General features: G+C 65.6%; 21 protein-coding genes. 19 read left to right on the forward strand and 2 right to left on the reverse strand.

The window, feature by feature from the left end:
• The first annotated feature begins 109 nt into the window (after positions 1 to 109).
• On the forward strand, positions 110 to 676 hold the full coding sequence (locus LY622_RS17810) for an NnrU family protein (protein ID WP_234292117.1): 567 nt from the start codon (positions 110 to 112) through the stop codon (positions 674 to 676).
• A 91-nt stretch (positions 677 to 767) separates the two neighbouring features.
• Here LY622_RS17810 and LY622_RS17815 read toward each other — a convergent pair whose 3' ends face one another.
• Positions 768 to 1,211 carry a YybH family protein gene (locus LY622_RS17815; protein ID WP_234292118.1) on the reverse strand — a complete coding sequence of 148 codons (444 nt, stop codon included), beginning with the start codon at positions 1,209 to 1,211 and terminating at the stop codon, positions 768 to 770.
• Between the two features lie 271 nt (positions 1,212 to 1,482).
• Here LY622_RS17815 and LY622_RS17820 point away from each other — a divergent pair, with 271 nt between their 5' ends.
• From LY622_RS17820 to LY622_RS17840, 5 genes are all read left to right on the forward strand, one after another.
• Positions 1,483 to 2,562 carry an NAD(P)-dependent alcohol dehydrogenase gene (locus LY622_RS17820; RefSeq protein WP_234292119.1) on the forward strand — a complete coding sequence of 360 codons (1,080 nt, stop codon included), beginning with the start codon at positions 1,483 to 1,485 and terminating at the stop codon, positions 2,560 to 2,562.
• A gap of 206 nt (positions 2,563 to 2,768) precedes the next feature.
• Positions 2,769 to 3,884 carry an extracellular solute-binding protein gene (locus tag LY622_RS17825; protein ID WP_234281916.1) on the forward strand — a complete coding sequence of 372 codons (1,116 nt, stop codon included), beginning with the start codon at positions 2,769 to 2,771 and terminating at the stop codon, positions 3,882 to 3,884.
• A gap of 263 nt (positions 3,885 to 4,147) precedes the next feature.
• A complete protein-coding gene (locus LY622_RS17830) occupies positions 4,148 to 5,323 on the forward strand; it encodes an ABC transporter ATP-binding protein (protein ID WP_234292120.1) in 1,176 nt (391 codons plus the stop codon).
• The gene (locus tag LY622_RS17835; protein ID WP_234292121.1) at positions 5,307 to 6,194 is read left to right on the forward strand and encodes an ABC transporter permease; all 888 of its coding nucleotides are present in this window, start codon (positions 5,307 to 5,309) and stop codon (positions 6,192 to 6,194) included. Before LY622_RS17830 ends, LY622_RS17835 begins: the two co-directional genes overlap by 17 nt.
• Positions 6,191 to 7,006: an ABC transporter permease gene (locus tag LY622_RS17840; RefSeq protein WP_234292122.1), complete on the forward strand. Its 816-nt coding sequence runs from the start codon at positions 6,191 to 6,193 to the stop codon at positions 7,004 to 7,006. The genes LY622_RS17835 and LY622_RS17840 overlap by 4 nt, the downstream gene beginning before the upstream one ends.
• On the opposite strand, the gene LY622_RS17845 is transcribed toward LY622_RS17840, so the two are convergent.
• A complete protein-coding gene (locus LY622_RS17845; RefSeq protein ID WP_234292123.1) occupies positions 7,003 to 7,902 on the reverse strand; it encodes a LysR family transcriptional regulator in 900 nt (299 codons plus the stop codon). The genes LY622_RS17840 and LY622_RS17845 overlap by 4 nt on opposite strands.
• Before the next feature lie 168 nt (positions 7,903 to 8,070).
• On the opposite strand from LY622_RS17845, the gene LY622_RS17850 reads away from it, so the two are divergent.
• The 13 genes from LY622_RS17850 to LY622_RS17910 all read left to right on the forward strand — a co-directional run bounded on the left by LY622_RS17850 (position 8,071) and on the right by LY622_RS17910 (position 23,181).
• Positions 8,071 to 9,582, forward strand: a complete 1,512-nt coding sequence (locus tag LY622_RS17850) for a CoA-acylating methylmalonate-semialdehyde dehydrogenase (RefSeq protein ID WP_234292124.1) — start codon at positions 8,071 to 8,073, stop codon at positions 9,580 to 9,582.
• Positions 9,583 to 9,817: 235 nt separating this feature from the next.
• Positions 9,818 to 11,473: a GMC family oxidoreductase gene (locus LY622_RS17855; RefSeq protein ID WP_234292125.1), complete on the forward strand. Its 1,656-nt coding sequence runs from the start codon at positions 9,818 to 9,820 to the stop codon at positions 11,471 to 11,473.
• Positions 11,474 to 11,718: 245 nt separating this feature from the next.
• Positions 11,719 to 11,925 (forward strand): cold-shock protein, encoded by a 207-nt coding sequence (locus tag LY622_RS17860; protein WP_043517745.1) that lies wholly within the window; start codon positions 11,719 to 11,721, stop codon positions 11,923 to 11,925.
• Between the two features lie 264 nt (positions 11,926 to 12,189).
• Positions 12,190 to 12,396: a cold-shock protein gene (locus LY622_RS17865; RefSeq protein WP_043517747.1), complete on the forward strand. Its 207-nt coding sequence runs from the start codon at positions 12,190 to 12,192 to the stop codon at positions 12,394 to 12,396.
• A gap of 198 nt (positions 12,397 to 12,594) precedes the next feature.
• Positions 12,595 to 14,364, forward strand: coding sequence for an SLC13 family permease (locus LY622_RS17870; protein WP_234292126.1), 1,770 nt, complete (start codon positions 12,595 to 12,597; stop codon positions 14,362 to 14,364).
• Positions 14,365 to 14,456: 92 nt separating this feature from the next.
• Positions 14,457 to 15,125: an alpha/beta hydrolase gene (locus tag LY622_RS17875; protein WP_234292127.1), complete on the forward strand. Its 669-nt coding sequence runs from the start codon at positions 14,457 to 14,459 to the stop codon at positions 15,123 to 15,125.
• 22 nt (positions 15,126 to 15,147) lie between these two features.
• Positions 15,148 to 16,077 carry a prenyltransferase gene (locus LY622_RS17880; RefSeq protein WP_234292128.1) on the forward strand — a complete coding sequence of 310 codons (930 nt, stop codon included), beginning with the start codon at positions 15,148 to 15,150 and terminating at the stop codon, positions 16,075 to 16,077.
• An 87-nt stretch (positions 16,078 to 16,164) separates the two neighbouring features.
• The gene (trpB, locus tag LY622_RS17885; RefSeq protein WP_234292129.1) at positions 16,165 to 17,367 is read left to right on the forward strand and encodes a tryptophan synthase subunit beta; all 1,203 of its coding nucleotides are present in this window, start codon (positions 16,165 to 16,167) and stop codon (positions 17,365 to 17,367) included.
• Between the two features lie 105 nt (positions 17,368 to 17,472).
• Positions 17,473 to 17,697 (forward strand): hypothetical protein, encoded by a 225-nt coding sequence (locus LY622_RS17890; protein ID WP_234292130.1) that lies wholly within the window; start codon positions 17,473 to 17,475, stop codon positions 17,695 to 17,697.
• 15 nt (positions 17,698 to 17,712) lie between these two features.
• Positions 17,713 to 18,384: an NADH-quinone oxidoreductase subunit K gene (locus LY622_RS17895; protein ID WP_234292131.1), complete on the forward strand. Its 672-nt coding sequence runs from the start codon at positions 17,713 to 17,715 to the stop codon at positions 18,382 to 18,384.
• The gene (locus LY622_RS17900; protein WP_234292132.1) at positions 18,381 to 19,874 is read left to right on the forward strand and encodes a complex I subunit 5 family protein; all 1,494 of its coding nucleotides are present in this window, start codon (positions 18,381 to 18,383) and stop codon (positions 19,872 to 19,874) included. The genes LY622_RS17895 and LY622_RS17900 overlap by 4 nt, the downstream gene beginning before the upstream one ends.
• The gene (locus LY622_RS17905) at positions 19,871 to 21,376 is read left to right on the forward strand and encodes a complex I subunit 5 family protein (RefSeq protein WP_234292133.1); all 1,506 of its coding nucleotides are present in this window, start codon (positions 19,871 to 19,873) and stop codon (positions 21,374 to 21,376) included. The genes LY622_RS17900 and LY622_RS17905 overlap by 4 nt, the downstream gene beginning before the upstream one ends.
• A complete protein-coding gene (locus LY622_RS17910; RefSeq protein ID WP_234292134.1) occupies positions 21,373 to 23,181 on the forward strand; it encodes a complex I subunit 5 family protein in 1,809 nt (602 codons plus the stop codon). Before LY622_RS17905 ends, LY622_RS17910 begins: the two co-directional genes overlap by 4 nt.
• Positions 23,182 to 23,203 lie beyond the last annotated feature (22 nt).

A 23,203-nucleotide genomic window follows, 5' to 3' on the forward strand; every position in this document is an offset into this window, starting at 1 on the left:
GTACGCCGAGCGAATCTTCCACCAAGGCCTTGGTGTTACGAGCCGGTGTCGTTAAGCTGCACGCTGTTTCGATATCCGTTTCGACACCCAACGCAAAGGAAGCCCCGGCATGTTCGTGATGATTCTTGGCCTATTGCTCTTTCTTGGTGTGCACTCCGTGCGCATCTTTGCCGACGATTGGCGCAGTGCACAGGTCCAGCGTATGGGGGAACTGGGCTGGAAGGCGGGCTATGCCGTGGTGTCGGTCATCGGCCTGGCCATCGCCATCTGGGGTTACGGCCAGATGCGGCTCGATCCCATCTGGATCTGGTTTCCGCCCACGGGCTTGCGCCATGCCGTTGCGTTGCTGATGATCCCGGCCTTCATCCTGCTGGTGGCGGCCTATGTCCCCGGCAACCATATCAAGGCCAAGTTGGGCCATCCCATGGTGCTGGCGGTCAAGGTATGGGCCCTGGCTCACCTGCTGGCCAACGGCCGCCTGGGCGACATCGTCTTCTTCGGTGCCTTCCTGGCCTGGGCGGTGCTGGACTTCCGCTCCGCGCGTCGCCGCCAGCCGGCTCCGCCGACGACGCCCCGCATGGCCGGCACGGCCATTACCGTGGTCGGCGGCCTGATCGCCTATTACCTCTTCGCCTTCCATCTGCACGTCTGGGTGACCGGTGTGCCGGTGATGTGAAGTCGCCGAGGCCGAAAGCCAAGCCCGTGCCGCACCTCCCCCGTGCACGGCGGGGGAGGTGCCGTCTTCGACACACGCGCAGGGTCGAATCTCAGGGTTCGAGATCGAACAGCGCCTTGCCACTCTCCATCTCGAAGGGGACGGAGAAGTGCTCGTGCACCACCTTCCACTGGCCCTCGATGCGCCGGTAGCCGCTGGTCATGCGCATCCAGCTCACCTCTGTCTCGCCCTTGTCGTTGGTGCTGCCGCAGCGATGCAGGACATGGCAAAAGCCCACGTGGCCGTCGGCGTAGATCGCGATTTCGTGGAGCTCGAAGACCATTGGCCCCGGGCACATCTCCAGGCACGCCAGCCAGTGGTCACGGTAGGCCGCCACACCCTTGAACTGCAGCTTCGTCACCGCATCGAAGGCGACGATATCCTGGGCATAGTGGGCGACGATGGCATCGATGTCCTGGGCACGTACCGCGGCAGCCCAGCTTTCCAGCTGTTCCAGCACCGCGGCCTCGGCGGACAGGCCGGTATGGGTCGTCATGGGGCACCTCCTCGGTTTGAATCGTCGGGTCAATCGTCAGTCTGGCATCTTCCTGTCGTTCGGGCGGCGATGGAATCGACCTCCGGCTGCCAGGTGGCGGCAATCCGCCTACCTTGAGAGGTGGCGCCGTACGATCTGTCACTGCATGTCGGTTGTCTGGGCTATCTTGACTTGCATCAAGGTGATGTCTGCCATCCTTGGCGGATAGTGTAGTGGTGGCCATCGCACTTTTCTTCGCCAACGACCAGTCGACCACAGGGGAACCACCACCATGCCAGCCATGATGAAAGCCGCCATCTTCGTCGAGCCGGGACGCATCGAGATCGATGACAAGCCGATTCCGAAGATCGGGCCCAACGATGCTCTGCTTCGTGTTACCACGACCACCATCTGCGGCACCGATGTGCATATCCTCAAGGGCGAGTATCCGGTGGAGAAGGGATTGACCATTGGTCATGAGCCGGTGGGGGTGATCGAGAAACTGGGGGCCAACGTGCAGGGGTATATCGAAGGCCAGCGGGTCATTGCCGGTGCCATCTGCCCGAGCTTTACCTCCTACGCCTGCCAGGATGGCTGTAGTGCCCAGGATGGCGGCCACCACGCCCATGGCTACAAGCCCATGGGTGGCTGGCGCTTCGGCAATACCATCGATGGCGCCCAGGCGGAGTACCTGCTGGTGCCGGACGCCCAGGCCAATCTCTCGCCGGTGCCGGACGGCCTCACTGATGAGCAGGTGTTGATGTGCCCCGATATCATGTCGACCGGCTTCGCCGGGGCGGAATCGGCCGGCATCAAGATTGGCGACACGGTGGCGGTCTTTGCCCAGGGGCCCATCGGGTTGTGCGCCACCGCCGGGGCTCGGCTGCGCGGGGCAGGCTTGATCATTGCCGTGGATGGCGTCGACGAGCGGCTCGAGATGGCGCGGCAGATGGGGGCCGATATCACCCTCGACTTCCGCAAGGTCGACGTGGTGTCGGAAATCCTCAAGCTCACCGGCGGTCGTGGGGTCGACGCCTCCATCGAGGCGCTCGGTCTACAGTCCACCTTCGAATCGGCGCTGAAGGTGCTCAAGCCTGGCGGCACGCTCTCGAGCCTCGGCGTCTATTCCGGCGATCTGACCATCCCGCTGGGTGCCTTTTGTGCCGGGCTTGGCGACCACAAGATCGTCACCTCGCTCTGCCCGGGCGGCAAGGAGCGCATGCGTCGGCTGATGCAGGTGATCGAAACCGGCCGGCTGGACCTGGGTCCCATGGTCACGCATCGCTACCCACTGGAGCAGATCGTCGATGCCTACGATCTCTTTTCTCACCAGCGCGACGGCGTGCTGAAGGTGGCCATCCAGGCGAGTTGAGTGAGAGGGAAACTAGCGTTGAAACGATATACGTAGCTTTCTTCACAGGGTGCTAACCTAGATTAACGGTATTGAACGGTCATTCAATGATCATCCAGCCGTCATGAATTAGCGCGATAGTTTCGTTGGCGCATTGCGAGGCCGGTGGCAACGTTGCCCATCGGTCTCGATACCCCTGTGTCAGAGCCCTCATGGAGAGACCCGTCATGTCGTTCACTCGTCGCCGTTTCCTGCAAGGCACCCTGGCCGCTGGCGCGGTCGCTACCGTGCCGTCGTTCTACATCAACAAGGTGCTGGCCCAGGATCAGACCCTGCGTATCTACGCCTGGGCCGGCTATTTCACCGATGAAATGCTGGCCGACTTCACCGAGAAGACCGGCATACGCGCCACCTTCACGCCCTATGGCACCAACGACGAGCTGATGAACTCGCTGCGGGCCACCGATGGCAGCGGCTTCGACGTGATCATGCCCACGGTGGACCGGGTGCCGGGCTATCTCGACTATGACCTGGTGCAGCCGCTGGACGAGTCGCGGATCAACTGGGACGGTGCCCTGGACAGTGCCATCGAGGGCTCCGAGGTCGGCGGCGTGGTGGATGGCAAGCGCTTCTTCGCTCCCAGCGACTGGGGCACCGAGGCGATCACCTGGCATCGCCGATATGCCGACGTGGACCGCGCCAACCTCAGCTATGCCGACCTGTGGAACCCCGATCACGGGCAGGGCGTAACGGTTCGCGGCCACTCGGCGCTGGTGGGTATCGGGCTGTGGCTGGAGCGAGAGGGCCGGCTGCCGTTCCCGATGCTCGACTCCTACAAGTCCGAAGAGGCGATGCGCGCCAACTTCGACGTCATCGTCGAGGAGGCGGCCAAGCACAAGCACATGCTGGCCCAGTTCTGGGATACCGAGAACGAGGCCCAGGCCGCTTTCCGTACCAATGGCGCCATCATCGGCCAGACCTGGGACTCCACCGCCTTCCGCCTGCAGCAGGAGGGTGAGGACATCGCCTACGGCGCACCGAAGGAGGGGGCCCTGGCCTGGATGGAAGGCTTCGTGATTCCCAAGAACGCCCAGAACCCCGATGCCGTCTACGAGCTGATCAACTGGTACTACACCCCCGAAGCCGGCGCCATGTTCGTCAAGGCGACCGGTTACAACTCCACCTCCAAGGGCGCCACCGAGCTGCTGCCCGAGGAGACGCGTCAGTTCTTCACCGACTCCTACACCGAAGAGGATCTGGCCAACCTCTGGTGGTGGCCGATCCAGGAGCCCTGGTATGTGGCGCTGCGCAATGAGTATCAGGATCGCTATTTGAGCGCGTGAGTTGGGTCATAAGCATAGAGGCACGTAGCGCAATAAGCTGACATCGCAAAGGCGCTGGCACTGAATGCAGCGGCGCGCGGCGATCGACAGGGATGTCGATCGAGGATAGGCAACAGGGATGTTGTTCCTATCCGACGCGCAGGCCGCAAATGAAGTGCCAGGTCCACGCCTTTGTGGTCAGCGGTTGCGCTGACGTGCCGTTTTGCCGAGGGGAGAGTCAGCAGCTGTCACTTCGGCATTCAGTTCAAGAAGGCAACGATTGAATGGACGGTAGCGTTAGATTGGATGAGGTGGTGATGCGTTTCGGCGACTTCACCGCCATCGAGAAGACATCGCTTACGATCGGCTCGGGGGAGTTCTTCAGTTTTCTCGGCCCTTCGGGGTGTGGCAAGACGACCCTGCTCAATATTGTCAGTGGCTTCCTCGTGCCGAGCCAAGGGCAGGTCTTCATCGGCGAGGAGCCGGTCGCCGGGGTTCCGGTCAACCGTCGCCCCACGGCGATGATCTTCCAGAACCTGGCGCTCTTTCCGTTGATGACGGTATTCGAGAACATCGAGTTCGGCCTGGAGGTGCGTGGTGTCGGCAAGAAGCAGCGTCGTGAGACGTCCGAGCGATTGCTGGCGCTGGTCGCCCTCGAGGGCAGCGGCCCCAAGCAGGTGACCGAGCTCTCCGGCGGCCAGAAGCAGCGGGTGGCCATTGCACGGGCGCTGGCGGTGGAGCCCCGGGTGCTGCTGCTCGACGAACCCCTCTCGGCGCTGGACCTGAAGCTGCGCCAGCATATGCGGGCCGAGCTCAAGACGATTCAGCGCAAGACCGGCATCACCTTCATCTATATCACCCACGACCAGGGCGAGGCATTGACCATGTCCGACCGGGTCGCGGTGATGTCGGCGGGGCGGATCCAGCAGGTCGCCGACCCCATGACGCTCTATCGCAGCCCGGCAACCGGCTTCGTCGCGGCCTTCGTCGGCGAGAACAACCGCCTCGAGAGCAGGCTCGTGGACCGGGAAGGGCAGCGGGTTCGCCTGGACGGCGGTGCGCTGGGCGAACTCGTCGGCAGCGCGGGGGAGGGCGTTAGCCTGGGGAACGGCGACCGGGTGGCGCTCTACGTTCGACCCGAGCATCTCAAGCCGGTGGCCGCCGATGCCGCCGGGCCGCGGCTCGAGGGGGAAATCGAAGCGGTGCATTTCGAGGGCGCCTCGGTGATGCTGGAGACGCGACTGACGGCCTCCGGGGAGAAGCTGCGGGTACAGCTTGGCCATGAGGTGTCACGCCAGTATGCGGACTCGCTCAGCGTGGGCCAGCGAATGACATTCGGCTATGACCCGGCGGATGCGGTGGTGCTGCCCGATGACGGTAGCGCCGTGGTCGACGAAACCACCGGCGAGATGGTGGAAAGCCGTACCGCGGCGGGAGGCGCTCATGTTTCGTCAGCTTAGTGCCCGTTTCGGCGGACCGCTGGCGGTTGCGATCCTCACGCTGCTCGGCATCTGGTTGATCGTGATGGTGACCCTGCCGCAGCTGCAGATGATCGAGTACTCGCTCAAGCCCAACCTGCTGCCGGCCCAGGTCGGGGGGCCGGAGGATCGGTTGACCATCGCCAACTACGCGACGCTGTTCAACAACGACATCCATCGCTCCATCTTCTTCAAGACCCTCTGGTCGAGCGTGCTGGTCACGGTGTTGACCTTGATCGTGAGCTATCCGCTGGCCTGGTACCTGGCCAAGGTCGCCACCCCGCGCCAGGCGGCGCTTTGCATCCTGTTGCTGATCATTCCCTTCTGGATCAACGAGATCCTGCGCACCTACTCCTGGTTCATCATCCTGGCGTTTCGCGGGCCGCTCAACGAGGTCTTGATGATGCTGGGCCTGATCGACCGCCCGATCCGCTTCCTCAGCGGCGATGCCGGAGTGATGGTGGGGATGGTCTACGCCTACATCCTGTTCATGGTCTTTCCGGTCTACAACGCCATCGAGAGCCTCGACGACAACCAGGTGCGCGCGGCGCGGGACCTGGGGGCCGGCACCGTGCGCACCCACCGGCGCATCGTGATTCCCCATGCCAAGCCGGGCATCGCCACCGGCTGCATCATGACCTTCATGCTCGCCGCCGGCAGCTACGCGGTGCCGGCGCTGCTGGGCTCGCCCGGCAGCCGCTGGTTTACCCAGATCATCTACAACTGGTTCTTCGAAGGCGGCAACTGGAACCAGGGGGCGGCCTACGCCTTCCTGCTGCTGGTGCTGTGTATCGGCTTCATGTCGCTGGTCATGAAGATCTTCAAGGTAGGTTTGGGGGACATTGCCAAATGAGTTCGCAGCGATTGATGGCCTTCGGCCTGCGCTTCTACGTGGTGGTCTTCTTCGTCTACCTGTTCCTGCCACTGCTGATCATGGCGGCGGCCACCTTCAACGACAGCCGCTTCCCCACGGTGACCCCCTGGGATGGCACCACCCTGCGCTGGTTCGGTGAGCTGGCGGCCGATGGCGGCATGTGGCAGGCGCTGGGCAACAGCGCGATCGTGGCCGTCGGGGTACTCTGCCTGGCCGTGCCCATCGGCATCGCCACGGCGCTGTTCCTCAATACGGTCTCGAGCCGCGCCAAGCCGTTCCTCTATGCCCTGATCCTCTCGCCCCTGCTCACGCCCGGCGTGATCATCGGCATCTCGACGCTGATCTTCTGGCGCCAGTTCGGGGTGAGCGGCGGCATCTTCCTCACCGTGCTGGGTCAGGCCACCTTCATCGCCGCCTATGTGATGCTGATGGTCACCGCCCGGCTGCAGCGTTTCGACCGCACCATGGAGCGGGCCGCGCTGGACCTGGGGGCGAGCCAGTGGCAGATGTTCCGGCGAATCCTGCTGCCGTACCTCAAGCCGGCGATCTACTCGGCTGGGGTGATCGCCTTCCTGCAATCCTTCGAGAACTACAACACCACCCTGTTCGTGGTCGGCTACGACACGACCCTTACCGTCTATATCGCCTCCAAGGTACGCACCGGCCTCACCCCCGCAGTCAACGCCCTGGGGCTGATACTGATCCTCGTCACCGTGCTACTGGCCATCGCCTACGAGGTGAAGCGCCGGCGCGAGGAAGCGGTTCGGATTCGGGCGCAAGCCGGTGTCTAGGTTGGCCATACCTCCTCTAGCACTTCCCGCGCCGCGGCGATGGCGGGCTCATCGCCGCGCTGGCGCTGCCAGACGAAGTTCAGCGAGCAGGGCAGGCGCACCCCTTCGACGACCACCAGGCCCCGCTCCTGGCGCTCGGCCATGGCCAGGGCGTCACGGGCGAGACTGAGCCCCACCCCGGCTCGCACCAGGTCCAGCATGCAGGCCTCCTGATCCACCTGGGCCACGCCATTGGGGGCAAGTCCCTGGGGTTCCATCACGCCCTGCAGCAGGCGGTGATGGACGGATTCCTGCGGGGTCACGATCCACGGCAGGGCGGCCAGGTTCGGCCAGTCGGTGCGGGTAAGTCGCCCGCTCCAGCCGGCGGGGGCGATCACGTGGTAGTGAAACTGGGTCAGCTCCCGGTGCGCCACATCCTGCGAATCGTCTCCCGGCCCCTCGCCCGGTGGCGCCAGATAGAACCCCACATCCAGCTCGCCGCGTCGGATCCAGTTCAGCACGCTGCCACTCATGCCGTGCTGCAGGGCGGTCTCCAGCTGTGGCGCCCGGCCCACCAGGCGATGCAGGAAGGCGCCCAGGCGGATGAACTCCGGGTCGACGATGGTGCCGATCTTCAGTCGCCCGCGCAGGGTGCTGTGCAGTGCATGGGCGCTCTGTTCGAAGGCGGCCATGGCCGCCAGGGTTCTTTCGGCGGCGGGCAGCAGGGCGTAGCCATCGGCGGTCAGCTTCAAGCCCTGGGGGCGGCGGTGGAACAGGGCCAGCCCGAGGCCTTCCTGCAGCTGCTTGAGCTTGAGGCTGACCGCCGGCTGGGTCAGGTGGAGCTTTTCGGCGGCGCGGGACACGCTGCCTTCCCGTGCCACGGTGATGAAGGCGCGAAGGGTCTGCAGGTCCTGCATGGCGCGCTCCAGGAAGAAGAAGGAAGAGAGGGGAGATGGGCTTTCCAGCATTATAAGTAAAGCTTATATCCTGGTTAGGAATTACTCAATTGATTGAGGTGAATAGCGCGCTACCCTAGTAGCCAGCACAGATTTCCTGGCAGAACGCATCGAACTGAGGCAACCATTATGACAACGACCAATATCGATCACTATATCGACGGCCAGCGTGTCGCGGCCGAGGCCACCCAGCGCCAGGCGGTGACCAACCCCGCCAGCGGCCAGGTGACCGGTCAAGTGGCCCTGGCCGGTCCGGGCGACGTCGACCGCGCCGTGGCAGCGGCGAAGGCCGCCTTCCCGAGCTGGGCCGATACCCCGCCGATTCGCCGCGCCCGGGTGATGTTTCGTTTCCTGGAGCTGCTCAACGCCCACAAGGATGAGCTGGCCCAGGCCATTACCGCCGAGCACGGCAAGGTATTCACCGACGCCCAGGGCGAGGTGGCCCGCGGCATCGATATCGTCGAATTCGCCTGCGGCATCCCGCAGCTGCTCAAGGGTGATTACACCGAGCAGGTCAGCACCGGCATCGACAACTGGACGATGCGCCAGCCGCTGGGCGTGGTGGCGGGCATTACCCCGTTCAACTTCCCGGTGATGGTGCCGATGTGGATGTTCCCGCTGGCCATCGCCGCCGGCAACACCTTCATCCTCAAGCCGAGCCCGCTCGATCCCAGCCCCTCGCTGTTGATCGCCGACCTTCTCAAGCAGGCGGGGCTCCCCGATGGCGTGTTCAACGTGGTCCAGGGCGATAAGGCCTCCGTCGAGGCGCTGATCGAACACCCGGACGTCAAGGCGCTCTCCTTCGTCGGTTCCACCCCCATCGCCAACCTGATCTATGAGCGCGGTGCGCATCACGGCAAGCGCGTCCAGGCCCTGGGCGGCGCCAAGAACCACATGGTGGTGATGCCCGACGCCGACCTGGACAAGGCCGTCGACGCCTTGATCGGTGCCGCCTACGGCAGCGCCGGCGAGCGCTGCATGGCGATCAGTGTGGCGGTGCTGGTGGGCGACGTGGCCGACCAGATCGTGCCGCGGCTGGCCGAGCGGGCGAAGTCGCTCAAGGTCAAGAACGGCCTCGAGCTCGACGCCGAGATGGGCCCCATCGTCACCGCGGCGGCCCACCAGCGCATCACCGGCTATATCGACAAGGGCGTGGAAGAGGGCGCCGAGCTGGTGGTCGACGGCCGCGACATCGACGCCGCCGCCACCGGCGAGGGCTGCGCCGAGGGCTTCTGGATGGGCGGCTCGCTGTTCGACCACGTCACCCCGGAGATGACCATCTACCGCGAGGAGATCTTCGGCCCGGTGCTGGCCTGCGTGCGGGTGCCCGATATCGCCACGGCGATCCAGTTGATCAACGACCACGAGTTCGGCAACGGCGTGAGCTGCTTCACCGAAAGCGGCAGCGTGGCGCGCGAATTCGGTCGCCGCATCCAGGTGGGCATGGTGGGGATCAACGTGCCGATCCCGGTACCCATGGCCTGGCACGGCTTCGGCGGCTGGAAGCGCTCCATGTTCGGCGATACCCACGCCTACGGCGAAGAGGGCGTGCGCTTCTACACCAAGCAGAAGTCGATCATGCAGCGCTGGTCGGACTCGATCAACGCCGGCGCCGAGTTCGCCATGCCGACCCATAAGTAGTCCCTGCCGACTAGGCTTCAGCATGGGCAAAGACGCTAGTGAGAGGCGCCGAGGGGAGACCGAAGAGGAGGTCATTTGCCAGGGATGGCAAATGTAGCGCCCAGGGATGGGTTTACAGCGCCTCCTCGCAGGTCTGCCCCTCGGAGCAGCCTCGAACGGGCATCAACTGCCGTACTACAAGAGACGCTTTGCTGTTGGCTCAGATTGCCGGCGGCATGTCGAGAGAGAGCACGTCATGGCAGAGCAGGAATTCGACTATATCGTGGTGGGCGCCGGTACCGCCGGCTGCCTGCTGGCCAACCGCCTGAGTGCAGACCCGAATAACCGGGTGCTGCTGATCGAGGCCGGGGGGCGCGACAACTACCACTGGATCCACGTGCCGGTGGGCTACCTCTACTGCATCAACAACCCGCGTACCGACTGGTGCTTTCGCACCGAGCCGGACAAGGGGCTGAACGGACGCTCGCTGATCTACCCCCGGGGCAAGACCCTGGGCGGCTGTTCCAGCATCAACGGCATGCTCTACATCCGCGGCCAGGCCCGTGACTACGACGGCTGGGCCGAAGCCACCGGCGACGACGCCTGGCGCTGGGAGAACTGCCTGCCGGACTTCATGAAGCACGAGCATCACCATCGCCTCGACGAGGGCGGCGATGCGGACGCCGCACACCGCGACTACCACGGCCATGGCGGCGAATGGCGGGTGGAGAAGCAGCGGCTCAAGTGGGAGGTGCTGGACGACTTCGCCGAGGCGGCGGTGCAGGCCGGCATCCCCCGTACCCGCGACTTCAACCGCGGCGACAACGAGGGGGTCGACTACTTCGAGGTCAATCAGCGTAGCGGCTGGCGCTGGAACGCGGCCAAGGCCTTTCTGCGACCGACGTGCGCGAAGCGCGATAACTTCTTCCTCTGGCACTCCACCCAGGTGCACCGGCTGTTGTTCGAGAGCGGCAGCGAGGGCAAGCCTCGTGCTACCGGCGTCGAGCTCGAGCGCGACGGTGTCATCAGCCAGGTGAAGGCTACCCGTGAAGTGATCCTGGCCGCCGGCGCCATCGGCTCGCCGCAGCTGCTGCAGCTCTCGGGTATCGGGCCGGCCTCGCTGCTGGCCGAGCACGATATTCCCCTGGTGCACGAGCTGCCCGGCGTGGGAGAGAACCTGCAGGACCACCTGCAGATCCGCTCTGTTTACAAGGTCACGGGAGCCAAGACGCTCAATACCCTGGCCGCCTCCTGGCTGGGCAAGGCCAAGATCGGCATGGAGTACCTGCTCAAGCGTACCGGCCCCATGAGCATGGCGCCTTCCCAGCTCTGCGCCTTCACCCGCAGCAGCGAAGCGTACGAGCACCCCAATATCGAATACCACGTCCAGCCGCTGAGCCTGGAGGCCTTCGGCCAGCCGCTGCACGACTATCCGGCGATTACCGCCAGCGTGTGCAACCTCAATCCCACCAGCCGTGGCAGCGTGCGCATCAAGAGCCGCGACCCACGTCAGCCCCCGGCCATCGCGCCCAACTACCTGAGCACCGAGGAGGATCGCAAGGTGGCCGCGGACTCGCTGCGGGTCACCCGGCGCATCGCCGAGCAGCCGGCCTTCGCCAAGTACCATCCCGAGGAGGTAAAGCCGGGGCTGGAATACCAGACCGACGAGGAGCTGGCGAAGCTGGCCGGGGACATCGGCACCACCATCTTCCATCCGGTGGGCACGGCGAAGATGGGGCGGGCGGACGATGCCACGGCGGTGGTGGACCCGCGCTTGCGCGTTCACGGCGTCGAGGGCCTGCGGGTGGTGGATGCCAGCATCATGCCGACCATCACCAGCGGCAACACCAATTCACCGACACTGATGATTGCCGAGAAGGCGGCGGGCTGGATCCTGGCGGAGCGGCCGTAAGGCCGCCACCCTGCGGCCTGCCCATGAGGCGTCGCCTTGCGCCTCTTTTCAGGCTTGCGATGAAATAGTATTTGACGCGGGGCTGCCAAAGGCGCATTCTTGCTGCCAGTTGGTTAGCAAGTGGAACATCGCAAGTGGTCATCGAAGGCTCATAGCATCGATCTCCCGGTGAAAGTTTCTTGTTTTACCCAGCATAACTCGGGTATTTCCCGGTAAAAATCTAACGCTATTCGAGGAATTCGATAATGGCTACTGGCACAGTTAAGTGGTTCAACGACACTAAAGGTTTTGGCTTCATTTCTCCGGACGAAGGCGGTGACGACCTGTTCGCTCACTTCTCCGAGATCCAGGTTGACGGCTTCAAGACCCTGCAAGACGGCCAGAAGGTTTCCTTCGACGTCACCCAGGGCAAGAAAGGCCTTCAGGCTTCCAACATCAAGTCCGTCGACTAATCGACAGATCTGATGTCGCTACCGTCAGGTAGCACAGGTCAGGGCTCGCTTCGGCGGGCCCTTTCTGCGTTCGGCATTTGCAAAATTAGCATTTGACGTCTGCTTGTGTAAGAGCCAAGCTAGGCCCAGTTGGTAGCAAGACGAACATCGCAAGTGGTCATCGAAGGCTCATGGCATCGATTTCCCGGTGAAAAGTTTCTTGTCTTACCCACTGCAACTCGGGTATTTCCCGGTAAATCAAAACGCTATTCGAGGAATTCGACAATGGCTACTGGTACTGTCAAGTGGTTCAACGACACCAAGGGCTTCGGCTTCATCTCTCCGGACGACAGCGGTGACGACCTGTTCGCCCACTTCTCCGAGATTCAGGCTGACGGCTTCAAGACCCTGCAAGACGGCCAGAAGGTCTCCTTCGACGTCACCCAGGGCAAGAAAGGCCTCCAGGCTTCCAACATCAAGGTCGTCGACTGAGTCTTCACCGACCCGGTTTGATCTGATGTGCGCTGCCGCAGGCAGCGCTGAGCAGGGTCCGCGAAAGCGGACCCTGTTTTTTGATAGAACGTAACAATCGTCATATTCCTTTATCGAATAGACAAATCTCCACAAATATCTTTATGGAATAAGCGTCGTTAGGCACAATGGGGTCTTTATTTTCGACGGAATCACCCAATGCCCTTCGACGCCTGGATCGCACTCAGTGTTGTCATCGCGGTCTTCCCGCTGATGGCCTTCACGCGTCTCGGGCCTGACATGGTGCTGCTCGGCGCCCTGATTCTGCTGCTGACGCTGGGTGTCATCGATAGCGGCGAGGCGCTGGCCGGTTTTTCCAACAGCGGCCTGTTCACCGTGGCCTTTCTCTATGTGCTGGTGGCGAGCATTCGCGATACCGGCGGCATCGACCTGATCATTCGCTTCGTGCTGGGGCGTCCACGCACCCAGGCTGGTGCCCGGGCAAGGCTGCTGCTGCCGGTCGCCGCCCTCAGCGGCTTCCTCAACAACACCCCGGTGGTCGCCACCTATATCCCCGCCGTACTCAGCTGGAGCCGACGGCTTCAGATCCCCTCGCACCGGCTGCTGATGCCGCTCAGCTTTGCGTCGATCCTGGGCGGTACCATCACCCTGTTCGGTACCAGTACCAATCTGGTGGTGCACGGCCTGCTGGTAGAGCGCTACCCGACTCTCGCCATGGGCGTGTTCGATATCGCCCTGGTGGGCGTGCCGGTCGCCGTGGTCGGCCTGGCCTATCTGCTCTTCATCGGACACCGCCTGTTGCCCCATCGGCGCGACGCGGCCCAGGCCTTCGAGAACCCCCGGGAATACACCATCGAGATGGAGGTGGACCCCGGCGGCCCTCTGGTGGACAAGACGGTGGAGGAGGCTGGGCTGCGTCACCTGCAGGAGCTTTTCCTGGTGGAGATCGAACGCGAAGGCAATATCGTCAGCGTGGTGGGGCCAGGCGAACGGCTCAAGGCCGGCGACCGGCTGGTCTTCGCCGGCACTTCGGCGGCGGCGGTGGAGCTACAGCAGATTCGCGGGCTGGTGCCGTCGCACCACGGCGGGTCGAGCCTGGAGAAGGACTTCAAGGAGCGCCGGCTGGTGGAGGCGGTGGTCTCCGACCAGTGCCAGTTCGTGGGCCAGCGCATTCGCGACGGGCATTTCCGCACGCTCTATGGGGCCGCGGTGCTGGCCGTATGCCGCGGCGGCGAGCGGGTCGCCGGCAACCTGGGGCAGGTGCGGCTGCAGCCCTCCGACGTCCTGCTGCTGGAGGCGCGCCCCCCCTTCATCGAACGCCACCGGCAGTCCCGCGACTTCCTGTTGATCAGCCAGCTCAATGGTGCGGCGCGGCCGATACACGAGAAGGCCTGGCTGGCCTGGAGCATCCTGCTGGGGGTGGTGGGGCTTGCCACCTTCGGCGTGATGAGCATGATGAACGCCGCCATGCTGGGTGCCCTGCTGGTGCTGGTCACCGGTTGCTGCACGGTGGGAGCGGCCAAGCGGGGCCTGGACACTCAGGTACTGCTGACCATCGCCGCCTCCTTCGGCCTGGGGGCGGCGCTGGAGAGCTCCGGTGCCGCCGGCACGCTGGCAGGAATGGCACTGGAGCTTGCCGGCGGCAATCCCTGGCTGCTGCTGCTCGGCACCTACGTGCTGGTGGCGCTGCTTACCGAACTGGTGACCAACAACGCGGCGGCGGTCATCGTCTTTCCCGTGGTCATGGCCAGTGCCGAAAGCCTGGGGGTGAGCCCCATGCCCTACGTGGTGGCGGTCATGTTCGCCGCCTCGGCGAGCTTCCTCACCCCCATCGGCTACCAGACCAACCTGATGGTCTACGGACCCGGTGGCTACCGTTTCGGCGATTACCTGCGCGTGGGCGGGCTGCTCAACCTGCTGGTGGCGGCCACGGCGCTGACGCTGATCCCCCTGTTCTGGGCCTTTTGATCGGGCCCTTTTGAGCAGTGCTTGCTCGCGGTAACCCCGGCTTTACGTTAGGGTGTCGCTTTTCGCCCATTCCTTAGATTGGAACCAAGCTCATGAGTAGCCACGATGAACTGATCATCGAGCCGAAGAGCGGCAAGCCCGCCGATGCCTGCGTCTTCATCCTTCACGGCCTGGGCGCCGACGGCCGCGACTTCGAGCCGCTGGTCCCGGCCTTGCCGCTGCCGGCCGATGCCAACGTCCGCTTCATCCTGCCCCATGCGCCGCGTCTTCCGGTGACCATCAACGGTGGCATGGTGATGCCCGCCTGGTACGACATCCTGGAGATGAGCCTCGATCGGCGCGTCGACGAAAAACAGCTGGTGGCCTCCGCCGAGCGTATCCAGGCATTGATCAGGGAGCAGATCGCCCACGGTATCGAGAGCCGGCGGATCATCCTGGCCGGCTTCTCCCAGGGTGGCGCGGTGGCCTATCACGCGGCGCTCTCGTTCCCCGAGCCACTGGGCGGCCTGCTGGCACTCTCCACCTATTTCGCCACCGCCGACAGCGTCCCCCTGGCCGAGGCCAACCGTGACCTGCCGGCCGAAGTACACCACGGCTCCTTCGATCCGGTGGTACCCGAGCAGCTGGGCAAGGCGGGCTACGAGAAGCTGCTGTCGCTGGGCCACCCGGCGAACTATCGCAGCTATCCCATGGCCCATGCGGTCTGCCCCCAGCAGATCGGCGATATCGGCAAGTGGCTGAGCCAGCGGCTGGCCCGCTAGGCATGCGCAGGGTAGGAGCCCCATGAAAGCGCTGGCGCCGGGCTCCGCCCTGTTCGCCTGTTTCCGCAGCAGTCGGCCCAACTTCCTGGTGCTGGCGCCGCTGTGCGCCGGCCTGGCGGTAACCGCCGCCTGGCACGACGGCCATTCGCCGGCGGGGCTCGATATCCTGCTGGTCATGATCGCGGCGCTGCTGGCCCATGCTGCGGTCAACCTGTTCAACGAGCATCACGACTACCATAGCGGGCTGGACGGCCTCACCACCCGAACGCCGTTCTCGGGGGGAAGCGGCTCGCTGCCGGAGAATCCCGCGGCCGCCGGTGCCGTGCGGGTGGCGGCCTGGACCTGCCTGGCCGGCGTAGTGGCGATCGGCGCCGGCTTCCTGTGGCAGGTGGGGGCGGTGATGCTGGCCTATGGGCTGCTGGGCCTGCTGCTGGTCGTCGCCTATACCGGCTGGCTGACCCGGCGGCCCTGGCTCTGCCTGCTGGCGCCCGGAGTGGGCTTCGGCATCCTGATGGTGGCAGGGGCCTACCAGGCGCTCACCGGCACGCTCTCGCACACGGCCCTGGCTTCCTCACTGGTACCGACGCTGCTGGTCAGTGCGCTGCTGCTGGTCAACCAGCTCCCCGATATCGAGCCGGACCGTCGTGTGGGGCGCGACCATCTGGCCATCCGGCTGGGGGTTCGTCGTGGGGCCCGGCTGGCAGCGGCCTTGGTGCTTGCCGGCTTCGGCGTGATTCCGCTCGCCTGGCTCTTCGGGGCGCTGCCCACCGGCGCCTGGCTGATGTGGCTGGCGGCACCGGTCGCCGCCTGGCTGGCCCGTGGGCTCTGGTGTCTGCCGGCCGATGTGGAGCGGGGAGAGCTCGCTCCACTGCTGCCGCTGATGGGTCTCAATGTGGCGGTATTGCTGGGAAGCTTGACCCTGCTCAATGCGGGACTATTGCTGGCCGGCTGAGGGCCGTTTCATCCAAGGTCTGCCTCGACAGCCATGGCCGGGCTGGGCAAGATGAGCGGATACTTCGGATGCCGTCAGGATTACGCCATGAGCACTTCCCCCTTCGCCAATCTTCCCGACTCCCGGGGCTTTTTCGGCCGCTTCGGCGGCCAGTTCATTCCGCCCGAACTGAAGCGGGTCATGGACGAGATCGATGCCGCCTATGAAGAGATCCGCGTGCGCGAGGATTTCCAGCAGGAGCTCGCCGAGCTCTTCTCCGACTATGTCGGCCGGCCCAGCCCGATCTTCCATGCCCGTCGGCTCTCCGAGAAGCTCGGTGGGGCGCAGATCCACCTCAAGCGCGAAGACCTCAACCATACCGGCGCCCACAAGATCAATCACTGCCTGGGCGAGGCCCTGCTGGCCAAGTTCATGGGCAAGACCAAGGTGATCGCCGAGACCGGTGCCGGCCAGCACGGTGTGGCGCTGGCCACGGCCTGCGCCCTGGTGGGCATCCCCTGCGAGATCCACATGGGGCAGGTGGATATCGAGAAGGAGCACCCCAACGTCACCAAGATGAAGATCCTGGGCTGCAGGCTGGTGCCGGTGACCCGCGGCACGGCGACGCTGAAGGATGCCGTCGACAGTGCCTTCGAGGAGTACCTCAAGGACCCGCAGAACTATATCTATGCCATCGGCTCGGTGGTGGGGCCGCACCCTTTTCCCAAGATGGTCCGCGACTTCCAGTCGGTGATCGGAAGAGAGGCGCGCGAGCAGTTCCTGGCGCGCCACGGCCGCCTTCCCGACCACGTCACCGCCTGCGTCGGTGGCGGTTCCAACGCCATTGGCATGTTCACCGCCTTTCTTGAAGACGAGTCGGTGCATCTGGTGGGCGTGGAGCCCGCCGGCGAGGGACTCGACACCCAGCGCCACTCCGCCACCCTGACCCTGGGCAAGCCCGGCGAGATCCACGGCATGGCCTGCTACGTACTGGAGGACGAGGCGGGCAACCCGATGCCGGTCCACTCCATCGCCTCCGGCCTCGATTATCCCGGTGTCGGGCCGCAGCACAGCCACCTGAAGGAGCTGGGTCGGGTCGACTACGAGACGGCCAGTGACGATGAGTGCCTGGAAGCCTTCCTGACACTGTCTCGTGTCGAAGGGATCATCCCTGCCCTGGAGAGCGCCCATGCGGTGGCCTGGGCGCTGCGTGTCGCCCCCACGCTGCCGAGGGACCAGCATATCCTGATCAATCTCTCCGGCCGTGGCGACAAGGACGCCGACTACGTGGCGGAAAAGCTCGGCCTGTAGGCGACAGGCGGGGCGGAATTGGCCCTTCGGGGTTGTGTCAGGCAGGATGAACCCCAAGGTGTCACTATTGATACCCTCGTAATCAAGCACAAGGAGACTGTGACGATGCCCGATCTATCCGAGGATTTACGCCTGCCCGAGGCCTGCCCCAATTGCGGCAGCCACCACTACCGCGTGTCGGAAGCTCATAATCCCGACGACAAGGTGGTCTGTGCTTCCTGCAACCACCACCTCTGTTCCTATGAGGAAGCTGCCAAAATGCTCAAGGAGGGCTCAAGCAGCGAGAGCGAAGCCTTGATCGAGAAGGTCGTCAACCGCAACGGTAAATAAGGCGTCGCGCTGCCTATGCCGCCACTTGACGATGTGCTGTTGGTAACGCTGCCTGTATTGCTGGCGGCCTTTGTCCTTCTCGATCGCCACCTGGTTCGCGCCTGTTCGCTATTCGTGCTGTTTGCCCTCGCCGTGGCGCTGACCTGGTGGAAGCTGGGTTTCCTCTGGCTGGCGATGCTGGAAACCCTGTTGGGAGCCGCCTTGACCGGCGGCTTCCTGTTCCACGCCCTTGGCGTTGGCCTCGCCGGTCGAGCGCCGACGGCTCGGCTGGCCCATGCCAGGGACCCTGTCCCGCTGATCTGGCGGCGGGGGCTCGTCCACCTGTTACCCGTTCTGGCCCTACTGGGCATGCTCGCGGCCGCCCTGGGCAGCTTGCCGGCCAGCGATGGCAGCCTGGCGGCGCGCTGGAGCGGGCTGGTGCTGATCGGCCTGGGGCTATGGGCCTTCGCCCTGCATACCCATCTCCTGCGCCGGCTGCTGGCATTCAATATCACCGGTACCGGTATCTTCCTGCTGTTGATGTCGCTGGTGGGCAAGACGGCGCCCGCCGCGGGCCAGGGGCTGGTGATTACCGGCCTGGTCGTGGCCTTGCTCGGCACGGCGCTAGGCGCGCTGCTGGTTCGCCGCCTGGGTGCCCTGGTGCCGAGCCGGGAGCCGGCTTCGGCCAGCGACGGGCAGGCGTCATGATCGAGCGCCTGGGGCTGGTGACGACCCAGCTACCCACGACGGGTAGCAGCGTGATGGCGCTGCTGGTCGTCGTTCTGCCATTGCTGCTGGGTGTGCTGGGCGCTGCCTGTCGGCCCAAGCGCGGCTGGCCTGCGGTTCTGGCGTCGCTGCTTGCCCTGCTGCCCCTCTTGACCTTGACGCCGCTGGTCGTGTCCCAGGGCACCCAGGCCTGGGTGCTTGAGCTCGACGGCCTGACGCTGCATTGGCGTGCCAATGGCCTGACGCTGCTGTTGCTGCTGCTCACCCAACTGCTGGTGCTGGCAAGCGCCGCCTATGCCCCGGCCTATCTGCGTGTTGCGGTGCAGGCCCAGGGCAGGGGGCCGGCCTGGCTCTGGCCGCTGATGGGGCTGCTGGCGGCTAGCCTGTCGCTGATCTGGCTGGCCGCCGACCTGTTGACGCTCTACATCGGCCTGGAGCTGATGGGGCTGAGCGCGGTGGGCCTGATGCTGCTGCCGGGGCGGGAGGATGCGCTGGCGGCGGGCATGCGCTATCTGCTGCTCGCCCTGATCGGCTCGCTCGCCTTCCTGCTGGGCTTGGCGCTGCTGCTGGGGGCCTGGGGGCGCCTGGACCTGGCGGGGCTGGCCGAGGCGGTCGAGGCGGGTCCGGTGCTGTGGGTGGCCATGGCGCTGCTGAGCGCCGGGCTGCTGCTGAAGGCGGCGGCCTTTCCCCTGCATGCCTGGCTGGCGCCGGTGCATGGCTCGGCCTGGACGCCGGTCAGCGCACTGCATGCCGCCCTGGTGATCAAGGCCTCGTTCTTCATCGCCCTGCAGCTGTGGCTGGTATTCGCACCCCAGGCGGCTGTGGCGGCCTGGGTGGTGGGTGGCATGGGGGCGGCGGCCGTGGTGTGGGGCGGCCTGCTGGCCTGGCGGGCCGACAAGCTCAAGGACGTGGTGGCCTGGTCCACGGTGTCGCAGCTAGGCTACCTGCTGATCGGCTTCCCGCTGCTCATCGGCACGGCGCCGGCGGTGGCCAGCATCGCCTGGGACGGCGTCTGGCTGCAGCTGCTGGCCCATAGCCTGGCCAAGGCCGCCATGTTCCTGGCCGTCGGCAACCTGATGCTGGCCACTGGCGAGTCGCGGGTGTCGGGCCTGGCCGGTGCCAGCCGGCGCTTCCCGCTGGCGTTGCTAAGCTTCGGGATCGCCGCCATCAGCCTGGTGGGCCTGCCGCCCAGCGCCGGCTTCACCGCCAAGTGGCTGTTGCTCCACGCGGCACTGGCCGCCGGGCAGTGGCCCTGGCTCCTGGTGCTGGCGGTGGGCACCCTGCTCAGCGCCGCCTATGTGTTCCGCGTGTTCCGCTACTCCTTCGTCGAGGATGTGGAGCTTGAGGACTACCGGCCGGTTCCCCTGAGGATGGACCTGATCGCCCTGATCCTGGCCCTTGCCTCGCTGCTGCTGGGCCTGGCGGCGACGTGGCCGCTGGCGCTGCTGGAGATCGCGGGAGGTGGGCCATGAGCCAGGCATGGCTGCCGCTGATCACCCTTGCCACCTCGCTGCTGGTGGCGCCGCTGATCCTGCTGCTGCCGGAACGGGCCTGGCGGGCACGGGCGGCGCTCAACCTCTCGGCGGCACTGCTCAAGCTGCTGCTGGTGGGGCTGATGGTGGTGGGGCTCTATCAGGGACGAGAGTTCGCGTTCGGCTTCACCGTGGTGCCGGGGGTCGAGTTCCTGCTCAGGGTCGATGCCTTGGGGATGATGTTTGCCGGTCTATCGTCGCTGCTGTGGTTGGCCACGACGGTGTACGCCATCGGCTACCTGGAGGACTCCCCCAACCGCAAGCGCTTCTTCGCCTTCTTCAGCCTCTGTGTGGCCAGCACCATTGGCATCTCCCTGGCCGGTAATCTATTCACCTTCCTGCTGTTCTATGAACTGCTGACGCTCTCCACCTACCCGCTGGTGGTGCATCGGGGGCATCCGGCGGGGCTGGCTGCCGGCACCGTCTATCTGCGCTACACACTGTCCGGCGGCCTGGTGTTGCTGCTTGGGGTCGTGGGGCTGCATGCGCTGGTGGGGGACGTCACCTTCGGTGAGCGCGAGATGCTGCGCGACCTGGACCCGTCGTATCATCCGCTGCTGATCGGGCTGTTCCTGGTAATGCTGCTGGGGCTGGGGGTGAAGGCCGCCCTGGTGCCGCTGCACGGCTGGCTGCCGCGGGCCATGGTGGCACCGGCACCGGTCAGCGCCTTGTTGCATGCGGTGGCGGTGGTCAAGGCGGGCGCCTTCGGCATCGTACGCCTGGTGTACGACGTCTACGGCATCCAGCTGACCTTCGAGCTGGGGCTGCTCACGGTGCTGACGGTGCTGTCTGTCTTCACCATACTCTACGGCTCGATACGTGCCCTGGCCCAGCAGGAGCTGAAGCCGCGGCTGGCCTACTCCACCATCAGCCAGGTCTCCTACATTGTGCTCGGCATCAGCCTGTTCGGCCCCTTCGGCACCATTGCCGGGCTGGCTCACCTCATGCACCAGGGCCTGATGAAGGTGACGCTGTTCTACTGCGCCGGGAACTACGCCGAGGAGCTCGGCATTCACCGCATCGACGAACTCGACGGGGCAGGCCGGCGAATGCCGTTGACCAGCCTGGCCTTCACCGTCGGCGCGCTGGGGATGATCGGCCTGCCGCCGGTGGCCGGCTTCATCAGCAAGTGGTATCTGGGCCTGGGAGCCGTGCAGGCCGGCATGCCCTGGGTCATTGGCGTGCTGGTGGCCAGCAGCCTGCTCAATGCCGCCTACTTCCTGCCGATCCTGCACCGGCTATGGTTTCGTGCCGGGCCAGCACACGGCAAGGGGCAGTGGCCCGAAGAGCGCTGCCTGGGGCGCTTCGAGACCAGCGGCTGGCTGCTGTGGCCGTCCCTGGCCACGGCGCTGTTCAGTCTGCTGGCGGGGCTGCTGGCCGGGCTGCCCTTCAGCCCGCTGGACCTGGCAACGCTCGTGGCCACGGAGGAGTACCTGCCATGACCGCGACGCTGCTGCTGATACTGGCCATTCTCTGGCCCCTGGTGCTGATGCTGCGAAGCCCGCTGCGGCTGATGATGGAGCAGGAAGCGCTGTGGCGACCGGGCCCCCGGCCGAAGCTGCTGGATGCCTGGTGGGCCTCGGCCCCGCTGCCGGCCCTGGCGCTGGCGCTTTGGCCCGGTGAAACGACCCTGCTGCTGGAGGGGTGGTTGCTTGGCGGCGTGTGGCAGCTCGACGAGGCCCGCCGCCCCTGGCTGCTGTTCAGCACCCTGCTGTGGGGGCTGGCCGGTGTCTATGCCCGGGGGTACCTGATTGCCGAGCAGCAGGCCGGCGAAGCGGGAGATGGCGAGACCTTTCGCCGCCTGACGGGCCTGGCCCTGCTCTGGCCGCTGACGCTTGCCGGCAATCTGCTGCTGTTGCTGGCCGAGGACATTCCCAGCTTCTACCTGGGCTTCGCGGTGATGACCTTCGCCGCCTATGGCCTGGTGGTCCACGCCGATAACCGCGACGCCCACCTTGGGGGGCGGGCCTACCTGATCATGGCCCTGTTCGGCGAGGCGCTGATCCTCGGCGGCTTGCTCTGGGCGGCGGGCAGTGCGGAAACGCTGACCCTTACCGGCCTGCGTGAGAGCATCGTCGACGCCGAACAGGGGGCCTGGATGGCGGCCATCTTGTGGCTGGGATTCGGCGTCAAGGCCGGGGTGGTGGGGCTGCACGTCTGGTTGCCGCTGGCCCATCCGGTGGCCCCGACGCCGGCCAGTGCGGTACTCAGTGGGGTCATGATCAAGGCCGGCCTGGTGGGCTGGCTCAGCGTGCTGCCGCTGGGCGACCCGGCTGCCGGGCTCGAGCCCCTGGGGCGGCTGGTTGTCGTGCTGGGCCTGGTGGGGGCACTGGGCGCGGCACTGTTCGGCATCACCCAGCGCCATCCCAAGGCGGTGCTGGCCTACTCCAGCGTCAGCCAGATGGGCATGCTCACCGCCCTGGTGGGCATCGGCCTGACCGACCCGGCGCTATGGCCGGCGCTGTCGGTGGCGGTGGTGCTGTTCGCCGCTCACCACGGCATGACCAAGGGAGCGCTGTTCCTTGGCATCGGCATCAGCGAACACCCGCCGAGGCTGCCGGCCTGGCTGCTGTGGCCGCTGCTGGTGCTGCCGGCGCTCTCGCTGGCGGGGGCGCTGGCGTCCGGCCTGGCCAGCAAGTGGGCGTTCAAGGGCGTGCTCTACGAGGGTGGCCATGGCGCTCTGGTCATCTGGTTGAGCCTGGCCGCCGTGGGCACCACGCTGTTGATGGCCCGGGCACTGTGGCGACAGTGGCGCGAGCGGGGACACCATGCCATACCCTTGCTCGGAACCATGCCGCTGGCCTGGCTGTTCGCGATCGTGGCCGCCACCAGTTTGCCACTCTGGCTACCCGTTGCCGGGGGCGTCGTCGACTCCCCGTGGCCACCGCCCGACGAGCTGCCTGGCCTGCTGTGGCCGGTGGGGGCTGGCCTGGCGCTGGCTGGCCTGGGTTTCTACGGGCTGGCGGATATCACCCGGCGGCGGCGTGTCGTCTGGCGGCTGATGCCGGGGGACCTCTGGTGGCCCTATGCGTCGCTGGCGCGACACCTGGGCGCCGGACTGAAGGCGTTCGGTGATGGCCTCGAAACACGCGGCTCACGCCTGCGAGCCTGGCTGGTGGCGCAGGAAAAAGGGGCGATGGCGTGGATCGATGGACTGACACGCTACGAGCGGCGCTTCCGGCAGCTGGCCGTGCCGCTGATGATCGGGGTGGCGGTGTTGCTGTTGCTGGGTTTCTGGCTGGAGTAGGGCGGCATGCCCGCTCCAGCCA

The sequence above is a fragment of the Halomonas alkalisoli genome, assembly GCF_021412585.1.
GTDB lineage: Bacteria > Pseudomonadota > Gammaproteobacteria > Pseudomonadales > Halomonadaceae > Halomonas > Halomonas alkalisoli.

Excerpts from the sequence above, each read along its gene's own strand:
- LY622_RS17905 (WP_234292133.1), top strand. The coding sequence starts at position 19,871 with ATGAGCCAGGCATGGCTGCCGCTGATCACCCTTGCCACCTCGCTGCTG.
- LY622_RS17810 (WP_234292117.1), top strand. The coding sequence starts at position 110 with ATGTTCGTGATGATTCTTGGCCTATTGCTCTTTCTTGGTGTGCACTCC.
- LY622_RS17870 (WP_234292126.1), top strand. The coding sequence starts at position 12,595 with ATGCCCTTCGACGCCTGGATCGCACTCAGTGTTGTCATCGCGGTCTTC.
- LY622_RS17855 (WP_234292125.1), top strand. The coding sequence starts at position 9,818 with ATGGCAGAGCAGGAATTCGACTATATCGTGGTGGGCGCCGGTACCGCC.
- LY622_RS17910 (WP_234292134.1), top strand. The coding sequence starts at position 21,373 with ATGACCGCGACGCTGCTGCTGATACTGGCCATTCTCTGGCCCCTGGTG.
- LY622_RS17865 (WP_043517747.1), top strand. The coding sequence starts at position 12,190 with ATGGCTACTGGTACTGTCAAGTGGTTCAACGACACCAAGGGCTTCGGC.
- LY622_RS17880 (WP_234292128.1), top strand. The coding sequence starts at position 15,148 with ATGAAAGCGCTGGCGCCGGGCTCCGCCCTGTTCGCCTGTTTCCGCAGC.
- LY622_RS17890 (WP_234292130.1), top strand. The coding sequence starts at position 17,473 with ATGCCCGATCTATCCGAGGATTTACGCCTGCCCGAGGCCTGCCCCAAT.
- LY622_RS17850 (WP_234292124.1), top strand. The coding sequence starts at position 8,071 with ATGACAACGACCAATATCGATCACTATATCGACGGCCAGCGTGTCGCG.
- LY622_RS17900 (WP_234292132.1), top strand. The coding sequence starts at position 18,381 with ATGATCGAGCGCCTGGGGCTGGTGACGACCCAGCTACCCACGACGGGT.
- LY622_RS17875 (WP_234292127.1), top strand. The coding sequence starts at position 14,457 with ATGAGTAGCCACGATGAACTGATCATCGAGCCGAAGAGCGGCAAGCCC.
- LY622_RS17895 (WP_234292131.1), top strand. The coding sequence starts at position 17,713 with ATGCCGCCACTTGACGATGTGCTGTTGGTAACGCTGCCTGTATTGCTG.
- LY622_RS17860 (WP_043517745.1), top strand. The coding sequence starts at position 11,719 with ATGGCTACTGGCACAGTTAAGTGGTTCAACGACACTAAAGGTTTTGGC.
- LY622_RS17815 (WP_234292118.1), bottom strand. The coding sequence starts at position 1,211 with ATGACGACCCATACCGGCCTGTCCGCCGAGGCCGCGGTGCTGGAACAG.
- trpB (WP_234292129.1), top strand. The coding sequence starts at position 16,165 with ATGAGCACTTCCCCCTTCGCCAATCTTCCCGACTCCCGGGGCTTTTTC.
- LY622_RS17845 (WP_234292123.1), bottom strand. The coding sequence starts at position 7,902 with ATGCAGGACCTGCAGACCCTTCGCGCCTTCATCACCGTGGCACGGGAA.
- LY622_RS17840 (WP_234292122.1), top strand. The coding sequence starts at position 6,191 with ATGAGTTCGCAGCGATTGATGGCCTTCGGCCTGCGCTTCTACGTGGTG.
- LY622_RS17835 (WP_234292121.1), top strand. The coding sequence starts at position 5,307 with ATGTTTCGTCAGCTTAGTGCCCGTTTCGGCGGACCGCTGGCGGTTGCG.
- LY622_RS17825 (WP_234281916.1), top strand. The coding sequence starts at position 2,769 with ATGTCGTTCACTCGTCGCCGTTTCCTGCAAGGCACCCTGGCCGCTGGC.
- LY622_RS17820 (WP_234292119.1), top strand. The coding sequence starts at position 1,483 with ATGCCAGCCATGATGAAAGCCGCCATCTTCGTCGAGCCGGGACGCATC.
- LY622_RS17830 (WP_234292120.1), top strand. The coding sequence starts at position 4,148 with ATGGACGGTAGCGTTAGATTGGATGAGGTGGTGATGCGTTTCGGCGAC.